This is a genomic window from Pseudomonas sp. G166 (assembly GCF_037027455.2).
GTDB lineage: Bacteria > Pseudomonadota > Gammaproteobacteria > Pseudomonadales > Pseudomonadaceae > Aquipseudomonas.
Genome location: NZ_CP146985.1, coordinates 18,893 through 35,454 on the forward strand (window position 1 = coordinate 18,893; position 16,562 = coordinate 35,454).

Here is a 16,562-nt window from a genome sequence, read left to right on the forward strand (position 1 = left end):
ACAACTGGAGTCTCTATGTTTGGCTGGATCAGCAACATCCGTGTCAGCGCGAAATTAAGCTTGGGCTTCGGCCTGGTACTAGGGCTTGCGTTGTTACTCGCTTCGACGGGTTGGTACGCCATTACGACGTTGACCGACCGCGGGGTTAAAATCGAGAAAATTGCTCAAGTCAGCGATTACACCAAAGACCTGCGAATCAGCCGTTTACGTCTAGGTGCAAACCCTCAACCGGATGCCTATCAACCGCTGCAGAAAATTCTGGACAATCTGGCAGCCCACTTGCAAAACATCAGCACCCAGTTCACTGCCCCGATTGACCAGCAACTGATTCAACAACAGAACACATCCGTCAGAGAATACGGACAACTGCTGCTTGATCTGGCCAAACCCAATGCTGACCAAGTGTCCATCTATAAACGCATGGGGCAACTCGGTGATCTACTGCTTGATACGACGCAAAAACTCATTGATTCGCAAAATACCAAGCGCGATGCCGACGCCGCGTCTGCCAAGGTTCTGCTGGGGCTTGTCGCCGCCTTGACGTTGCTACTGGGCGCACTTGCTGCGTGGATTATTACCCAACAAATCGTTAACCCACTGCAGTACACGCTACAGGCCGTGAATCGTATTGCCCGGGGTGATTTGAGTGAGCCTGTGCAGGTCAATCGGCGTGATGAGTTGGGTCAGCTGCAATCAGGCCTTCAGCAGATGATGCTCAATCTTCATGAGCTGATCGAGGGCATTCGATCCGGCGTCATTCAGGTCGCCAGTGCTGCCGAGCAGCTGTCGGCGGTCACCGAGCAAACCAATGCGGGCGTCAATAATCAGAAAACCGAAACGGATCATGTCGCCACCGCGATGAGTGAAATGACCGCAACGGTTCAAAACGTCGCACGCAATGCTGAAGAGGCCTCAACTGCCGCGTCTGCCGCGGATCAGCAAGCCTCTGAGGGAGAGCAAATCGTGAATGAGGCCATAGTGCAGATCAAGCGCTTGGCCGAAGAGCTCAATCAGTCGGCCGATGCTGTACGTCATCTCCAGGAACAAAGTGAAAAAATCGGTGGGGTACTCGATGTGATAAAGGCGGTGGCCCAGCAAACCAATCTGCTGGCGCTGAACGCAGCCATTGAAGCTGCACGCGCCGGCGAGGCTGGCCGTGGCTTTGCGGTGGTAGCAGACGAGGTGCGCAGTCTTGCCTTACGCACCCAGCGTTCCACTGAAGAAATTGAAAGTCTGGTGGCCGGTGTACAGAGTGGTACTCATGCCGTTGCCTCAGGCATGGAAAGCAGCCAGCTGTTGAGCGAAAGCAGCGTGGAATTTACCCACCGCGCGGTAAGCGCCCTGGAAAACATCACGAGTAAAGTATCGATCATCCAGACCATGAATCAGCAAATCGCCACCGCAGCGGAGCAGCAAAGCGCAGTCGCCGAGGAAATCAATCGCAGTGTCATCAACGTTCGCGACATCTCCGAGCAGACGGCAAACACCTGCGAGGAAACAGCTTCTTCAAGTACCGAACTCGCACGGCTGGGTCATGAACTGGAAAGGCTGGTAGGACGCTTTAAAGTGTAGACGTGGCAGAGGCGGCGCCGTTTTGCACCCGCAATGCCTCAGGTATCACGGGCACCGGCGCCGGCTGTGTTCCTCGAGCTGGCGGTGAGGTCGGCTTCCTGATGGTTGATTGATCACCAGAAGGCGCAAAGCCTCAATCGTGTCCATGATTAAGGGTCTGCGATATCGACGACGTTGGGATGCAAAGCTATCCCTAAATCCGTCGGACTACCCTCCAGTCAGAAATATCGCACTTTCTTTGATTCATTCATCAAGGAGTCCCCTCATGAACATCGACTTCACCGGACGCCACGTCTTAGTCACCGGCTCCACCAGCGGTATCGGTTTTGCCACAGCCAAAGGCTTCCTTGAAGCCGGCGCCAACGTGGTCATCAACGGTCGCAGCGAGAGCAGCGTGGAGGACGCGTTGCAGCGCTTGGGCGCCCTTGCTTCAAGGGCTGATGGCTTTGTTGGCGATCTCAGCAACGCGTCTGGCTGCCAGGCTCTGATCGCCAAGTACCCACGCTTCGATATCGTCATCAACAACCTGGGCATTTTCAAACTGGAAGACTTTTTCGAAACGCCGGACAGCGAATGGCAGCGCTTCTTCGAAACCAACGTGATGTCGGGTGTGCGGGTTTCCAGGGCCTACGCGCCGGGCATGGTCGAGCGCGGTTGGGGGCGGATTGTGTTTGTCTCGTCGGAATCGGGCGTGAACATCCCCGCGGACATGATCCACTACGGCTTCACCAAGACCGCCCAGCTTTCAATCGCTCGCGGCCTGGCCAAGCGTCTCGCCGGCACGGGGGTGACGGTGAACTCGGTGCTGCCCGGGCCGACGCTTTCCGAAGGTGTTGCCCAGATGCTCCAGGCAGACGTCGAGCGCACGGGGGACAGTCTGGAAAAGGTGGCAGCGGATTTCGTCAATCAGCACCGCAGTACCTCGATCATCCAGCGCGCGGCGCGTGTCGAGGAAGTCGCCAACATGATCATCTATGCCAGCTCGGAACAAGCCTCGGCCACCACGGGAGCGGCGCTGCGTGTTGATGGTGGTGTAGTGGATAGCATCGTTTAGGATCTTATGACACGTTGCAAAAACGCCGCTTCCTCATGAGAGATAAGCGGCGTTTTTTCTTTTGGAAGCAACATGGGTTGATTCGACCGGCTTTGGAGTGGTGAAGGGATTGTTCAGCCCACCCTGTTTTCCATCAGGCGATCAGAACCGCCTTCGGCTACACGGTTTTCGATCAGTCGATCCGAGCCGCCTTCGGCTACGCGGTTTTCGATGAGTCGATCCGAGCCGCCTTCGGCTACGCGGTTTTCGATGAGTCGATCCGAGCCGCCTTCCGCTACACGGTTCTCGATCAAGCGATCGGAGCCGCCTTCGGCTACGCGGTTTTCGATCAAGCGATCGGAGCCGCCTTCGGCTACGCGGTTTTCGATCAGTCGATCCGAGCCGCCTTCCGCTACACGGTTCTCGATCAAGCGATCCGAGCCCCCTTCGGCTACGCGGTTTTCGATCAAGCGATCGGAGCCGCCTTCAGCGACACGGTTTTCGATGAGTCGATCGGAGCCGCCTTCGGCTACACGGCTCTCGATCAGGCGATCCGAACCGCCCTCAGCGAACGTAGGTTGAACAAAAGAAGTTGCGAACGCATTGCCGAGCGACAGAGCCAGAAGCGAGCCAACGAGAGTTTTGCTGAAAGTGTTCATGTCCTGATCCTTTTTATTCGTGGATGAAGTGAGTTAGACGGTGACGTGCAAACGGACGTCGACGTTGCCGCGTGTCGCGTTGGAGTACGGGCAAACCTGGTGAGCCGCGTCGACCAGCGCTTGAGCATCGGCTTGATCCAGACCTGGCAGGTCGATGTGCAGGTCGATGTCCAGACCGAAACCACCAGGGATCTGGCCGATGCCGACGTGTGCCGTGATCGAGGCGTCAGCAGGGATGCTGCGTTTGCTCTGGCTGGCGACAAACTTCAATGCGCCGATGAAGCAGGCCGAGTAGCCAGCTGCGAACAACTGCTCAGGGTTGGTGGCTTCACCACCAGCGCCGCCCAAGGCTTTTGGAGTGGCCAGTTTCACGTCGAGAATCTTGTCGCTGGAAACAGCACGGCCATCACGGCCACCGGTGGAGGTTGCGACTGCGGTATAGAGAACGTTCATGGTATTTCCTCTCTTGCTGATGGTCTGATCGAGTTTGTTTTGGTTTGCGCTAAATGTTTGCGCGCTAACCAGTTGCGATAAAGTTAACGGACAAGTAGTTAGTGCGCAAGATAAATTTTTGAAAATTTACCGATTAAGATTTAACTAATTGATATAAAAGGAAATTTATTTTTAGGCGTCGGAATGCTGCCAACCAGCGTGGGCCGCGCGGTGAGCCAAGGGGAAGGAGGTGCTAGGGGATCAGCAGGGGCAGCGCAGTTGCTGCCCTCGGGGGAGAGGGTGTTCACCAGCAGGTGATGGGGTTCTCGATCATTTCCATGAACGTGGGGGCGATCAAATTCCGACTGATGATGCAAAGCCCGCGACAGCCACTCGATTACGCCCCAACGCCTTCGCTCGATACAGGGCTTTATCTGCATCGTTCATCAAGCTGTGAAGGTCCTTATTGCAGGCCTCCGTAGACGCGACGCCGAGGCTGGCGGTTATGCAATGAACAGGTTCGATGATCAAACCCGCAATCGTATCGACGAGCCGTTCTGCAATCTGGGTGGCGACTTCGATGGAGGTGTTGGGCAGCAGAATGGCGAATTCTTCACCACCTAGGCGGCCATGGATGTCCGTTGCCCGAAACGACGAACTGATGACCTCTCCCATTTGGCGCAAAACCTGATCCCCGACCTGATGGCCATAGGTGTCGTTGATGTGCTTGAAGTGATCCATGTCCAACATGACCGCACATAACCCTTGCCGCTTGGCCTTACATTCGTTGTAAAGCTGCTGGGCATGCTCGAAGAAAGCCCGCCGACTCTTCAAACCGGTCAGCTCATCGGTTTGAGCGGCGCGGGTTGAAATGCTGTTCGCCTGTTCCATTTCACGGGTGAGTCGGAAGGCGGTTTCCAGTGCCTGGGACATTTTGTGCGTAGCGCGGGCAGCAAATGCCGCGAACACCAAAATCGAGAGGGCCATGCCGACTTGGATCGGGGATGGTTGAAACAGCAGCCAGACGGTGCACGGCAACAGCACCAAGCCGATGGATACGAGTGTCATATCACGGTAGGCCGAGTAGCACGACACCGCGCTGACAGACATCCCGACAGCAAAGAGCATGACCAGTGCCTGCGTCAAAAGATCGTCTGCCGGCATGACAGCCAATGCGCCTCCCCCCCAGATGCTGGCGGACGACACCAGCGTGATCCAGTACTTGCGCTCCCAATGTTGAGGCGTGCGCTGACTTTCGTCGCTGCGGAAATAGGCCACAAATAACGCGATACGCAACAACGTCGAAGCGGTCAGGATGGCCAGCCACCAAAGAATGACGCTGTGCTCAAACCGATCCCAGCATAGCCAACTCAGCATGATGGCCGCGAGGTAACTACCGAAAACCGCAGAAACGGATTGGCGAAACAGTTGCTGCAAGCGGTCAGTTCGCACTTGCTCGGCTATTACAAAATCCTGGCCATTGCGCAATCTTGGGCCATCCATTTGAACCACCTGGTTATAACGCAACAAAAAAACGATTGTGGCACCCTGCCATTAGCGCAAACAACTGAATTACGCTCTTGGCTCCAACCAGATCCCGATATCTCCACTGAAATTGAACCCCGTGGTGAGGGAGCTTGCTCTCGCGGGCATTGCGCATCTTCTGTTTACAAGAAATAAGCAATCAGACTGGAATCAATCCCGTCTCCTGATAGCTCAAAATCAGATCATCGAACAGACTGACATCCGCCCGTGTTCGCGCGATCAACTGAGCACCCGCAACCGCAGTGTAAATGGCGCGGGCTCGACGTTCAGACTGTTCTGTACTGCCCACTCCGGCATCTGCCAACACCTGGGCGAGCCACGTCACGTTAACGTCCGCAAACGCCCTGATCTCTCGCGACACCTCTTCGGGAAGGTCTTCGTATTCGGCTGCCATGAAGCTGGACAGACACAGCCTGTTGCCGTCCTCGAGCGACTTTCGAAAAATCGACGGGTATAGCCGCAGGCAGCGCTTCGGATCGGTATTGGCGGCCCGTATATCCTCCAACACCCGCAGCGCGTCCTGCCAGTAGCGTTCGGCGACTGCGGCACCCAGGCCTGCCTTGCTCGGAAAGTGGTAGTAAATGCTCGCATTCTTGATGCCCACTTCTTCGGCAATGCTACGGAAATTGATCCCGCTGTAACCGTGCAGCTGAGCAGCGGATTTCGCCGCCGCCAATATGGCCTCCCGAGCATTTTCGTTCACGTTGCCCCCCTCGCTTCGAGTCTTCGACTGATTCATACGCGCGGATTCTACTCACAGATCCGTTTACCTGCCAATTGACAGGTAGGGGATTGACAGCGCAAAAACATCGGCCCAGTCTTTACCTACCAATTGACAGGCAGGTGATCGGATCATGACCTCTTCGCAGCAGCACGTTGACGTTTCCACTGTTCCTTCGATGAAAATCTACGATTGGTTCAACGGCCCTTACCCCGCCCGAGTGCGCATTGCGTTGGCGGAAAAGGGCTTGCTACCGAAAATCGAATTCGTGTCGGTGAATCTCTGGACCGGTGAGCACAAGCAACCCGAGTTCCTGGCCATCAATTACCCCGGGACATTGCCTGTGCTGGAGCTGAACGATGGGACGCGGATCGCGGAGTGCACGGCGATCACCCAGTACTTGGATAGCTTGGTCGGTGAGCCGACGCTGACGGGCGAAACGCCTCTGGAAAAGGGCCTCATCCATATGATGACCAAGCGTGCCGAGAACGAGTTTCTCGATGCGGTCAGCGTGTACTTTCACCATGCAACGCCGGGCCTCGGGCCCAAGGTCGAGCTGTATCAGAATGCGGAATGGGGTCGCCGGATGGGCGACAAGGCGATCAGGGGCATGGGCTATTTCGACAACCTGCTCAAAGACCAGCCCTTTGTCGCGGGCGACAAATTCTCGATGGCCGACATTGCGGTGCTGGGCGGCATGATCTTCGCCTCGCTGGTGCAGCTCCCCGTGCCTGAAGAGTGCGTGGCGCTTCGAGCATGGCACGCCAGGATGCAGGAGCGCCCCAGCGTCCAGGCATGGCGTGCCATGGTGGAGCGTGGTGTTGAGCCGCGATAGCGAGTAACCCGCCAAAGAAAAACCCGACGCGTTACGTCGGGTTTTTCCTGGATATTCCGACCCGCAAATGAGTCACGGGGTGCAAAAGGGATGGAGCGCAATGTTGAATGAGCGCGAACAAGCCCGATGTGCTGATTGTTTACGGGTTACTCGACTTGCGACAGCTTGGCGTCGTCGCAACCGGCAGCACGGCACTCGCGCTCGACAGCTTTGAGTATGACGATACGCGCCTCGGTCTTCTCATTGGCACAGTCCAGGTAGAGCAGGCCATCGTTGGAACAGGCGCTGTCACGATTTTTGATCCACTGGATTTGAGCAGCTTTTACTTTTTTCTTTTGCTCCGGGTTCAGAGCACCCATCGTCTTCTTGTATTGCTCGTTGATTTCCTGATCCGACTGAACCATTTTCAGCGACGCGCAATAGGTTCTGTCATAGGCGTTTCTAGGGTTATCGCAACTCATCGCAAATGCCGATGCTGATGCCATTGCCAGCAATGTCCCAACCAACAAAGACTTGATCACTCACTTCTCTCCCTGAATGCCCTCTATTCATTAGAGGTCGCGGCGGGGAATTTATCATGAGGGTTGTAGAACAATGAAGCGGATCCTACCGCCTTCATGTTTTCCATGGCCCACAATCGGACGTGACTGCCTTTCGATGCAACTTTGACTTTCTCGACCAAAGATCAAGGTCGCTGCCGCACGCCGCAACGATGTAGTTCCCACGCAAGAGAATCCGAACGCCCTCACGTGGTCCGTGTAGATCACCGTGCAATCTGCTTGATGACCCTCAATCAGTGCATTTTTTAAGGGTTTGCTCAGAATAAGGCATTTCCGAGCATAAAAAACGGGGCTGCATTCACATGCAGCCCCGTTTTTTTATCACCCGATCAGATCAAAACGCCGGCAAAACCGCCCCTTTGTACTTCTCAAGAATAAAAGCCTTCACTTCCGGCGTATGCAGCGCCGCCACCAGCTTTTTCATCGCCTCACTGTCTTTGTCATCCTCACGAGCCACCAGGATGTTCACATAAGGCGAGTCGCTACCTTCAATCACCAGCGCATCCTTGGAAGGATCAAGCTTGGCCTCCAACGCATAGTTGGTATTGATCAGCGCCAGATCCACCTGAGTCAGCACCCGCGGAATGGTCGCGGCTTCCAGTTCACGGAATTTCAGATCCTTCGGGTTCTCAACAATGTCCTTGGTAGTGGACAGGATGTTGTTCGAATCCTTGAGCTTGATCACCCCAGCCTTCGCCAGCAGCAACAACGCACGACCGCCGTTGGTGGCGTCGTTCGGGATCACCACGTTGGCGCCGCCCGGCAGTTCTGTAAGGGCCTTGTACTTGCTGGAATACGCACCCAGGGGTTCCAGGTGCACGCCGGCCACGCTCACCAGGTGCGTGCCCTTGGCCTTGTTGAACTCATCCAGGTACGGCTGGTGCTGGAAGAAGTTGGCGTCCAGGCGTTTTTCCGCAACTTGTACGTTCGGCTGGATGTAGTCGGTGAAGACTTTGACCTTGAGGTCCACGCCTTCTTTGGCCAGGGCCGGTTTGACGAATTCGAGGATTTCCGCGTGCGGCACCGGGGTTGCCGCGACGGTCAGGGTGTCGGCGGCGTGGGCGGAAAACGCTGCGGCGGCAGCGAAGGCAACCAGTAGTTTCTTCATTCAGCTAACTCCTTTTGAAGCGCCTGCTCTCGGCGCCTGCCAGCGAATGGCCGGCTCATGGTTTATTGGCCGCGAGGCCTTATTTTCTAGAAAAATGCACAACCAGTTTGTCGCCCACGGTTTGCAGGACCTGAACCAGCACCAGCAGCAATACCACCGTGACTACCATCACATCGGTCTGGAAACGCTGGTAACCGAAGCGGATCGCCAGGTCGCCCAAACCACCGGCACCGACCACACCGGCCATGGCCGTGTAGGACACCAGCGTAATCGCGGTCACCGTAATCGCTGCAAAAATGCCCGGGCGGGCTTCCGGCAGCAAGGCGTTGATGATGATCTGCCGAGTCGTCGCGCCCATGGCCTGGGTGGCTTCGATGATGCCGCGATCGACTTCACGCAGGGCGGTTTCCACTAGGCGGGCGAAGAACGGCGTCGCGCCGACCACCAGCGGTGGGATCGCGCCGGCCACGCCCAGCGAAGTGCCGGTAATCAAAACCGTGAACGGAATCATCACGATCAACAGGATGATGAATGGCAGTGAACGCAGGATGTTGACGATCAGCGACAGCAGCGCATAAACGCCGCGGGCTTCGAGCAACTGACGCGGGCTGCACAGGAATAGCAGTACACCCAGCGGCAGGCCGAGCAGCACGGTAAACAACAGCGAACCGAACAGCATCAGGAAGGTGTCGCCTGTCGCCAGCCATATTTCCAGCCAGTCGATGTTGGAGAAGAACGAACTCAACAGTTCCATTAGCGCAGCACCTCCATATGGACATCGGCCGCGGTGAAGCGGGCAAACGCCGCGTCCATGTCACCGCCGGTGATGGCGAGGGTCAGTTGCCCGTAGGGGGTGTCTTTGATGCGGTCGATACGGCCGGCAAGTATGCTGTAGTCCACACCGGTTTCCCGGGCGACGGTGCCGAGCAGTGGCGCGTAGGTCGCTTCGCCCTGGAAGGTCAGACGCACGATGCGCCCGGGTACGTGGGCAAAATCGTCGCGTTGTTCGCTTTCGTCGATCTGCTCGTCTTCCTGGACGAAACGCTTGGTGGTCGCGTGCTTGGGGTGCAGGAACACCTCGGCCACCGGGCCTTGCTCGACGATCACGCCAGCGTCCATCACGGCGACTTGATCGCATACGCGGCGGATCACGTCCATTTCATGGGTGATCAGCACGATAGTCAGCTTCAGTTCGCGGTTGATCTCCGCCAGTAGTTGCAGCACCGAGGCGGTGGTCTGTGGGTCGAGCGCGCTGGTGGCCTCGTCGCACAGCAGGATCTTGGGTTTGGTCGCCAGGGCGCGGGCGATGCCGACGCGCTGCTTCTGGCCGCCGGACAGTTGCGCCGGGTATTTCCTGGCGTGGTCGGACAAGCCCACCCGCGCCAGCAATTCGGCGACGCGCTGGTCGATTTCGCTGCGGGACAATTCGCCCGCCAAGGCCAGCGGCAGCGCGACGTTGTCGGCCACGGTCTTGGAGGCCAGCAGGTTGAAGTGCTGGAAAATCATCCCGACCTGCTGCCGGAAGCGCCGTAGGCCGCTGGCGTCCAGGGCGGTGACTTCCTCGCCGTCGACGATGATCTTGCCGCCGCTGGAATCTTCCAGGCGATTGATCAGGCGCAGCAGGGTACTTTTTCCCGCACCGGAATGGCCGATCAGGCCGAAGACCTGACCGTTCTCAATCGTCAGACTGGTCGGGTGCAGGGCGGGGATATCCCTACCGGCAACCCGGTAGGTTTTATAAACGTTTTGAAACTCGATCACGTAGCGAACCTTGTGGGGCGCGTTGGAAAAGGATCAGCGGTTAGCCGGGCGCGCATTTTAGCCTGTCCGTATAGAGGTTCTTAGCATTTATTTGCGATCAGACCTGTCATTTGGCAATAACGCGATCAAAGGCCATAAAAAAGGAACACAGCCAAACGGCATCGGTCACTCATTAAGCAACTCGAAAATGCCCAGGTATCGACCTGCGGTATCGAACTCAAGAGTCCTGGCCACGGCGGGGATCGTAAAGAGGAGTTATGCCTGATGAGTATCGAAAAGCCCACGGTCAACAAGAGCCAACTGGCCGGGACCGACACGCTGGATCGCGGCAACACCAACGCCAAGCTCGAGAGCCTGGAACAGTTCCGTTCCGACGCCACTGAACAAGCGTTGCGCACCAACCAAGGCGTGAAAATCGCCGATAACCAGAACACCCTTCGCGTCGGCGCCCGCGGCCCCTCGTTGCTGGAAGACTTCATCATGCGTGAAAAAATCACGCATTTTGACCATGAACGTATCCCGGAACGTATCGTCCACGCTCGCGGTACCGGGGCTCATGGTTATTTTCAGAGCTATGATGCGCACTCGGCCTTGACCAAAGCCGGTTTCCTACAAGATCCGAGTAAGAAAACCCCGGTATTCGTGCGTTTTTCCACCGTGCAAGGTCCACGGGGTTCCGGCGACACCGTGCGGGACGTGCGTGGCTTTGCGGTGAAGTTCTTTACCGACGAAGGCAACTTCGACCTGGTGGGCAACAACATGCCGGTGTTTTTCATCCAGGACGCGATCAAGTTTCCAGACTTCGTCCACGCGGTAAAACCCGAACCCCATAACGAAATACCTACCGGCGGTTCGGCCCACGATACGTTCTGGGATTTCGTCTCGCTGGTGCCGGAATCGGCGCACATGGTGATTTGGGCGATGTCCGACCGGGCCATTCCGAAAAGCTTGCGCAGTATGCAAGGCTTCGGTGTGCACACCTTCCGCATGATCAACGCCGAAGGCAAAAGCAGCTTCGTCAAATTCCACTGGCGCCCTACGGTCGGCACCTGCTCATTGGTCTGGGACGAAGCCCAGAAACTCGCGGGTAAAGATACCGACTACCACCGTCGCGATCTCTGGGAATCGATCGAGATGGGCGACTACCCGGAATGGGAATTTGGCGTACAGATCGTCGCCGAGGAAGACGAGCATAAATTCGACTTCGACCTGCTCGACCCGACCAAGATCATCCCTGAAGAACTGGTCCCCATCACGCCCTTGGGCAAAATGGTGCTGAACCGCAACCCGGACAACTTCTTCGCCGAAGTCGAGCAGGTTGCGTTCTGCCCTGGGCATATCGTGCCGGGTATCGACTTTTCCAACGACCCGTTGCTGCAGGGTCGGCTGTTTTCCTACACCGATACGCAAATCAGCCGACTCGGTGGGCCGAATTTTCATGAGCTGCCGATCAACCGGGCGATTACCCCGGTGCACAACGGCCAGCGTGACGGCATGCATCGCAGCACCATCGACAAGGGGCGCACGTCCTACGAGCCGAACTCCATCGATGGCGGCTGGCCGAAGGAAACCCCGCCCGGCCCTGAGGACGGTGGCTTCGAAAGCTATCCAGAGCGCATCGACGCGCACAAGATCCGCCAGCGCAGCGAATCGTTTGGCGATCATTTCTCCCAGGCCCGGCTGTTCTACAACAGCATGAGCGCCCACGAGCAGGAGCACATCATCGCCGCCTACAGCTTCGAACTGGGCAAGGTGGAGCGGGAGTTCATCCGGAAACGGCAGGTCAATGAGATCCTCGCCAACATCGACTTGGATCTGGCTGGGCGAGTCGCGAAAAACCTCGGCTTGCCGGCACCGACTGCGGGTACTGTCGATGTTCCGACGCCTTCGCTGGAGCAATCCCCGGCCTTGAGCCAGGCGAACCTGCTGTCTGGCGACATCAAGACCCGGAAAGTGGCGGTGCTGGTGGCCAACGGTGTCGATGGGGCGATCATCGACGCCCTCAAACAGGCCCTGAAGGCCGAGGGCGCCCATGCCAAAGTGCTGGGGCCGACTTCGGCACCGGTGACTACGGCCGCTGGGCAAAAGCTAGCGGTGGATGCGTCCATGGAAGGCCTGCCGTCGATTGCCTTCGACGCGGTGTTCGTACCGGGCGGTGCGGAGTCGATCAAGGCCTTGAGTCGCGATGGAGTTGCGTTGCATTACGTGCTGGAGGCCTACAAGCATCTGAAAGCCATTGGGCTTCATGGTGAGGCCCGGCAGTTGTTGGTGGAGTTGAAGCTGGAGGTGGATGCGGGGTTGATCGAAGACGCGGAGGCGAGCGGTTTTTCGCGGTTTTTTGCGGCGATTGCTCAGCATCGGGTTTGGGCGCGGGAGCCTAAGGCCAAGGCGGTTCCGGCTTGAGGGTTGTCTGAAAGAGATTGTTTGCTGGTAGGACGCTATCGCGAGCAGGCTCGCTCCCACATGGGGTTTTGTGATCGACACAAAATCACTGTGGGAGCGAGCCTGCTCGCGATGCTTTTTAAGGCTTACGCGGAGTTAGAACCATCTGCGCCGGCACGCTGCGCAAAATCTGCTTTTGCAACTTCAGGTCAAACCCAGGATCAAGTTTCTTGACCCGCTTGGTCAGCAGCGTTGCCAACCACGGATAATCATCGGTACGCGGCGCCTGAATGCTGACGTCACATTGAAAATTCACCACATCAGCAGCGATGGCGTCCAGTTGACGACGCATTTGCTGTATATCGCCGATATTGAGCGCCACCGTGGTGCTTTCGCTACTCGGATCAATCACTTTGGCGACCGGTTTGGCTTCGGCGGCCTGGAGGGCGGCCTCGGCTTTTTCCAGCTCGGCCTTGCGGGCTTCGGCAATCGCGCTGTTGACCTCACCGGAAAGTGCCGGCGCCTTGGGCATCAAGGCTCGGGCGCGGCTCAGCGCGGTGGTGGCGGCGTTGACATCGCCTTTTTGCAGGTCGATCTGGCTGCGGCGCAAATACGCCTCGGCCAGTTGCCGTTGATAGGGTTCCAGCGAGGGATCGTCAGGCGTCTGGGCCTGCAAGGCGGCCAACTGATCTTCAGCGGTGGCCAGTTCATTGCTGGCCAGGCTTTGTTCAAGCTGCGCGATGGCCGGGCCCCGCGTATCGGGGGCCTCGATGACCGGCGGCGAACTCTGGCAAGCGCCCAGTAGCAGGGAAAATGCGACAAGGAGCAGATAACGGGAGGCGAACGGCTTCATTCCTGCGACTCTCTATTTGCGCAAAAAGCGAGCAAGTCTACACCCCTCGGCGGGGCAGGACAAAACTCAGCAGAAACAGCGCTGCGGCGCTGACCACGATCGACGGCCCTGCCGGAGTGTCCTTGAACCACGACAACGCCAGCCCACCGCACACCGCGAGCATGCCCAGCAGGCTCGCGCCCAGGGCCATCTGCTCCGGGGAGCGGGCGTGACGTTGTGCCGCAGCCGCCGGAATGATCAGCAATGAGGTAATCAGCAACACCCCGACGATCTTCATCGCCACGGCGATGACCACCGCAATCAGCAACATCAGCGCCAGCCGCAAACCCACCACAGGCAGGCCCTCGACGCGCGCCAGTTCCTCGTGCACGGTGACGGCCAGCAGTGGCCGCCAGAGCGCAACCAGCAACAGCAGCACCGCCGCGCTGCCGCCCAGGATCCACGACAGGTCCGCAGGGCTGATGGCCAACAAATCACCGAACAGGTAGGCCATCAGGTCAATCCGCACGTCATGCATGAAGCTTAGTACCACCAGCCCGAGGGAAAGGGTACTGGGTGCGAGAATTCCCAGCAGCGTGTCGGACGCCAGCGGTTGGCGCTGTTGCAATGTCACCAATAGCACCGCCAACAACAGGCAGCCAACGGTCACCGCCACCGCCGGGCTGACGTCCAGCAGAAACCCCAGGGCCACGCCGAGCAACGCCGCGTGGGACAAGGTGTCGCCGAAATAGGCCATGCGCCGCCAGACCACGAACGAACCCAGGGGGCCGGCCACCAGCGCGAGGGCCAGACCTGCGAGCAGGGCGTACAACAGAAAGTCAGCCATGCTTGCAGCCATCTCCATGAACATGGGTAGAAACAGACGAGTCGCTGACCACTGAACCATGCAGGTCATGGGCGTGGTCATGATGGTGGTGATAAATCGCCAGGCTTTGTGCGTTCTTTCCGAACAGCTCGACGAAGGCCGGATCGCCACTGACCTGCTCAGGATGCCCGGAACAGCAGACGTGGCGGTTGAGGCAGACCACTTGGTCGGTGGTGCTCATTACCAGGTGCAAATCGTGGGACACCATCAGCACGCCGCAACCATGACGGTCGCGCAAGCGCGTGATCAGGCTGTACAGCTCGGCCTGCCCCGCTACATCGACGCCTTGCACCGGCTCGTCGAGCACCAGCAGTTCAGGCTCGCGCAGCAGGGCGCGGGCCAGCAGCACGCGCTGCATTTCGCCACCGGAAACACTTTGGACCGGGCTATCGATCACCTGTTCGGCGCCGACTTCGTTGAGCGCCGCCAAGGCCCGTGCGCGGTCCACGCCAGGCACCAGGCGCAGGAAGCGCAACACCGACAACGGTAGGGTCGGGTCTACGTGGAGTTTTTGCGGCATGTAGCCGATCCGCAGCTTTGGCTTGCGCCAGACACTGCCGCTGTCCGGCTTGAGCAAACCCAGCACGGCACGCACCAGGGTGGTCTTGCCGGCGCCGTTGGGGCCGATCAAGGTAACGATCTGCCCCGGCTCGACGCTTAGTTGGATGTTATCCAGCACGCTTTGCCCGGCAAACGTCACGGCCACCTGTTCGAGGCGGATCAACGCGTTGCTCATCAAGCCCCCTGGCAGCCGGAGCAGAGACCGACCACTTCGACGGTCTGGCTGTCGACCACGAAGCCCACCTCTTTGGCGCTGGCGATGATCGCATCGCTGATGGACTTCTGTTCCAGCTCGATGGCGGCGTGGCATTCGCGACAGATCAGGAACTGGCCCTGATGAGCGTGCTCCGGATGGTTGCAGCCGACGAACGCGTTCAGCGACGAAATGCGATGCACCAGGCCGTTTTCCAAGAGGAAATCCAGCGCCCGATAGACCGTCGGCGGCGCCGCGCGGCGGCCATCCTGCTCGCTGAGCACGGCCAGGATGTCGTAGGCGCCCAGCGGCTTGTGGCTTTGCCAGACCAGCTCGAGCACGCGTCGACGCAAGGCGGTCAGGCGCAACCCCTGGCGTGCGCAGATGGCATCGGCCTCGGACAGCGCGCTGTGCACGCAGTGGGAGTGATCGTGGGGGCGACTGGCAAGGGGTGTGATAGGCATGGGCAGCGACGAGTTCAGTGAGAGACGTTATTATGTTACCCGTTCTCGCCTCTTCGAGTGGTCATCGTGTCCCGAATTTTTTCGCTCTTTGTCGCTTTTGTCGCAAGTTTCCTACTGATCGGCCCGGCCCAGGCCGAAGTCAAAGTCCTGACCAGCATCAAGCCATTGCAGCTGATTGCCGCTGCGGTGCAGGACGGCGTGGCAGTTCCCGAAGTGTTGCTGCCTCCCGGCGCATCGCCGCATCACTATGCCTTGCGGCCATCCGACGTACGGAAGGTGCAAGCCGTGGATCTGCTGTATTGGATCGGCCCGGACATGGAAAGCTTCCTACCGCGGGTGCTGAACGGTCGTACGTTACCTTCTGTCGCCGTACAGGATTTGCCAGGGCTCAAGCTTCGTCACTTCGCCCAGGACAGCCAGTCCCACGAGGATGAGCACGATGGCGACGAGCATGATCATGACCACCGCCCCGGCTCTGTCGACGCCCATCTATGGCTTTCGCCGGCCAACGCGCGGGTGATCGCCGCGAAGATGGCGGCTGACCTGAGCGCGGCCGACCCCGCCAATGCCGCCCGTTATCAAAGCAACCTAAAGGGTTTCAACCAGCGTCTGGACGCCTTGGATACACGCTTGAAGGCGCGCCTGGCCGGGGTCGCGGGCAAGCCGTATTTCGTGTTCCACGAAGCGTTCGACTATTTCGAAGACAACTACGGCCTCAAGCACGCCGGCGTGTTCGCCGTGGCCGCCGAAGTCCAGCCCGGTGCCCAGCATGTGGCGGCGATGCGCACGCGCTTGCAGGCCGTGGGCAAGACCTGCGTGTTCAGTGAACCGCCCCTGCGCCCGCGCCTGGCCGAAACCCTGGTGGCCGGGTTGCCGGTGAAGCTGGCGGAGCTGGATGCACTGGGCGGCTATACCCCGGCGACGGCGCAAGGGTATGAGCAGTTGTTGGAAAAGTTGGGGAATGATTTGGCGGGTTGCCTGGAGTCACTGTAACGCTTGGATTGGCGGCGTTCCCATC

At 58.4% G+C, this 16,562-nt stretch carries 17 protein-coding genes; 5 read left to right on the forward strand and 12 right to left on the reverse strand.

Features of this window, described 5'->3' with window-relative positions:
• The first annotated feature begins 15 nt into the window (after positions 1-15).
• A complete protein-coding gene (locus SGN16_RS00075) occupies positions 16-1,572 on the forward strand; it encodes a methyl-accepting chemotaxis protein (RefSeq protein ID WP_335945008.1) in 1,557 nt (518 codons plus the stop codon).
• A gap of 265 nt (positions 1,573-1,837) precedes the next feature.
• Complete coding sequence (locus SGN16_RS00080; RefSeq protein WP_335945009.1) at positions 1,838-2,626, forward strand: SDR family oxidoreductase; 789 nt, start codon at positions 1,838-1,840, stop codon at positions 2,624-2,626.
• Positions 2,627-2,739: 113 nt separating this feature from the next.
• On the opposite strand, the gene SGN16_RS00085 is transcribed toward SGN16_RS00080, so the two are convergent.
• The 4 genes from SGN16_RS00085 to SGN16_RS00100 form a co-directional block, all read right to left on the reverse strand.
• Positions 2,740-3,264 carry a phage infection protein gene (locus tag SGN16_RS00085; protein WP_335945010.1) on the reverse strand — a complete coding sequence of 175 codons (525 nt, stop codon included), beginning with the start codon at positions 3,262-3,264 and terminating at the stop codon, positions 2,740-2,742.
• A gap of 33 nt (positions 3,265-3,297) precedes the next feature.
• Positions 3,298-3,717 (reverse strand): organic hydroperoxide resistance protein, encoded by a 420-nt coding sequence (locus tag SGN16_RS00090; protein WP_210642160.1) that lies wholly within the window; start codon positions 3,715-3,717, stop codon positions 3,298-3,300.
• A 333-nt stretch (positions 3,718-4,050) separates the two neighbouring features.
• Positions 4,051-5,199, reverse strand: a complete 1,149-nt coding sequence (locus SGN16_RS00095) for a GGDEF domain-containing protein (protein WP_335945011.1) — start codon at positions 5,197-5,199, stop codon at positions 4,051-4,053.
• 181 nt (positions 5,200-5,380) lie between these two features.
• On the reverse strand, positions 5,381-5,944 hold the full coding sequence (locus tag SGN16_RS00100) for a TetR/AcrR family transcriptional regulator (protein ID WP_335945012.1): 564 nt from the start codon (positions 5,942-5,944) through the stop codon (positions 5,381-5,383).
• Between the two features lie 196 nt (positions 5,945-6,140).
• Here SGN16_RS00100 and SGN16_RS00105 point away from each other — a divergent pair, with 196 nt between their 5' ends.
• On the forward strand, positions 6,141-6,797 hold the full coding sequence (locus SGN16_RS00105) for a glutathione S-transferase (protein ID WP_335945013.1): 657 nt from the start codon (positions 6,141-6,143) through the stop codon (positions 6,795-6,797).
• A gap of 146 nt (positions 6,798-6,943) precedes the next feature.
• On the opposite strand, the gene SGN16_RS00110 is transcribed toward SGN16_RS00105, so the two are convergent.
• The 4 genes from SGN16_RS00110 to SGN16_RS00125 all read right to left on the reverse strand — a co-directional run bounded on the left by SGN16_RS00110 (position 6,944) and on the right by SGN16_RS00125 (position 10,226).
• On the reverse strand, positions 6,944-7,318 hold the full coding sequence (locus tag SGN16_RS00110) for a lysozyme inhibitor LprI family protein (RefSeq protein WP_210642164.1): 375 nt from the start codon (positions 7,316-7,318) through the stop codon (positions 6,944-6,946).
• Between the two features lie 373 nt (positions 7,319-7,691).
• A complete protein-coding gene (locus tag SGN16_RS00115) occupies positions 7,692-8,465 on the reverse strand; it encodes a MetQ/NlpA family ABC transporter substrate-binding protein (protein ID WP_063323628.1) in 774 nt (257 codons plus the stop codon).
• Positions 8,466-8,544: 79 nt separating this feature from the next.
• Positions 8,545-9,219, reverse strand: a complete 675-nt coding sequence (locus SGN16_RS00120; RefSeq protein WP_210642165.1) for a methionine ABC transporter permease — start codon at positions 9,217-9,219, stop codon at positions 8,545-8,547.
• Entirely contained in the window at positions 9,219-10,226 is a 1,008-nt protein-coding gene (locus SGN16_RS00125) for a methionine ABC transporter ATP-binding protein (RefSeq protein ID WP_335945014.1), read from the reverse strand. The genes SGN16_RS00120 and SGN16_RS00125 overlap by 1 nt, the downstream gene beginning before the upstream one ends.
• A 264-nt stretch (positions 10,227-10,490) precedes the next feature.
• Between SGN16_RS00125 and katE the strand changes: the two genes are divergently transcribed.
• Positions 10,491-12,629: a catalase HPII gene (katE, locus tag SGN16_RS00130; protein ID WP_335945015.1), complete on the forward strand. Its 2,139-nt coding sequence runs from the start codon at positions 10,491-10,493 to the stop codon at positions 12,627-12,629.
• A 118-nt stretch (positions 12,630-12,747) separates the two neighbouring features.
• Here katE and SGN16_RS00135 read toward each other — a convergent pair whose 3' ends face one another.
• The 4 genes from SGN16_RS00135 to zur are packed head-to-tail and all read right to left on the reverse strand — an operon-like array spanning position 12,748 to position 15,544.
• Positions 12,748-13,461, reverse strand: a complete 714-nt coding sequence (locus SGN16_RS00135) for a PA5502 family lipoprotein (RefSeq protein ID WP_210642168.1) — start codon at positions 13,459-13,461, stop codon at positions 12,748-12,750.
• A 37-nt stretch (positions 13,462-13,498) separates the two neighbouring features.
• The gene (gene znuB, locus SGN16_RS00140; RefSeq protein WP_210642169.1) at positions 13,499-14,287 is read right to left on the reverse strand and encodes a zinc ABC transporter permease subunit ZnuB; all 789 of its coding nucleotides are present in this window, start codon (positions 14,285-14,287) and stop codon (positions 13,499-13,501) included.
• Positions 14,280-15,062, reverse strand: a complete 783-nt coding sequence (gene znuC / locus SGN16_RS00145) for a zinc ABC transporter ATP-binding protein ZnuC (protein WP_210642170.1) — start codon at positions 15,060-15,062, stop codon at positions 14,280-14,282. Before znuC ends, znuB begins: the two co-directional genes overlap by 8 nt.
• Positions 15,062-15,544 (reverse strand): zinc uptake transcriptional repressor Zur, encoded by a 483-nt coding sequence (gene zur, locus SGN16_RS00150; RefSeq protein WP_210642171.1) that lies wholly within the window; start codon positions 15,542-15,544, stop codon positions 15,062-15,064. Before zur ends, znuC begins: the two co-directional genes overlap by 1 nt.
• Positions 15,545-15,610: 66 nt before the next feature.
• Between zur and znuA the strand changes: the two genes are divergently transcribed.
• Positions 15,611-16,537, forward strand: a complete 927-nt coding sequence (znuA, locus tag SGN16_RS00155) for a zinc ABC transporter substrate-binding protein ZnuA (RefSeq protein WP_210642172.1) — start codon at positions 15,611-15,613, stop codon at positions 16,535-16,537.
• Positions 16,538-16,562: the final 25 nt, after the last annotated feature.

Excerpts from the sequence above, each read along its gene's own strand:
- SGN16_RS00075 (WP_335945008.1), top strand. The coding sequence starts at position 16 with ATGTTTGGCTGGATCAGCAACATCCGTGTCAGCGCGAAATTAAGCTTG.
- SGN16_RS00080 (WP_335945009.1), top strand. The coding sequence starts at position 1,838 with ATGAACATCGACTTCACCGGACGCCACGTCTTAGTCACCGGCTCCACC.
- SGN16_RS00085 (WP_335945010.1), bottom strand. The coding sequence starts at position 3,264 with ATGAACACTTTCAGCAAAACTCTCGTTGGCTCGCTTCTGGCTCTGTCG.
- SGN16_RS00090 (WP_210642160.1), bottom strand. The coding sequence starts at position 3,717 with ATGAACGTTCTCTATACCGCAGTCGCAACCTCCACCGGTGGCCGTGAT.
- SGN16_RS00095 (WP_335945011.1), bottom strand. The coding sequence starts at position 5,199 with ATGGATGGCCCAAGATTGCGCAATGGCCAGGATTTTGTAATAGCCGAG.
- SGN16_RS00105 (WP_335945013.1), top strand. The coding sequence starts at position 6,141 with ATGAAAATCTACGATTGGTTCAACGGCCCTTACCCCGCCCGAGTGCGC.
- SGN16_RS00115 (WP_063323628.1), bottom strand. The coding sequence starts at position 8,465 with ATGAAGAAACTACTGGTTGCCTTCGCTGCCGCCGCAGCGTTTTCCGCC.
- SGN16_RS00120 (WP_210642165.1), bottom strand. The coding sequence starts at position 9,219 with ATGGAACTGTTGAGTTCGTTCTTCTCCAACATCGACTGGCTGGAAATA.
- katE (WP_335945015.1), top strand. The coding sequence starts at position 10,491 with ATGAGTATCGAAAAGCCCACGGTCAACAAGAGCCAACTGGCCGGGACC.
- SGN16_RS00135 (WP_210642168.1), bottom strand. The coding sequence starts at position 13,461 with ATGAAGCCGTTCGCCTCCCGTTATCTGCTCCTTGTCGCATTTTCCCTG.
- znuB (WP_210642169.1), bottom strand. The coding sequence starts at position 14,287 with ATGGCTGACTTTCTGTTGTACGCCCTGCTCGCAGGTCTGGCCCTCGCG.
- znuC (WP_210642170.1), bottom strand. The coding sequence starts at position 15,062 with ATGAGCAACGCGTTGATCCGCCTCGAACAGGTGGCCGTGACGTTTGCC.
- zur (WP_210642171.1), bottom strand. The coding sequence starts at position 15,544 with ATGCCTATCACACCCCTTGCCAGTCGCCCCCACGATCACTCCCACTGC.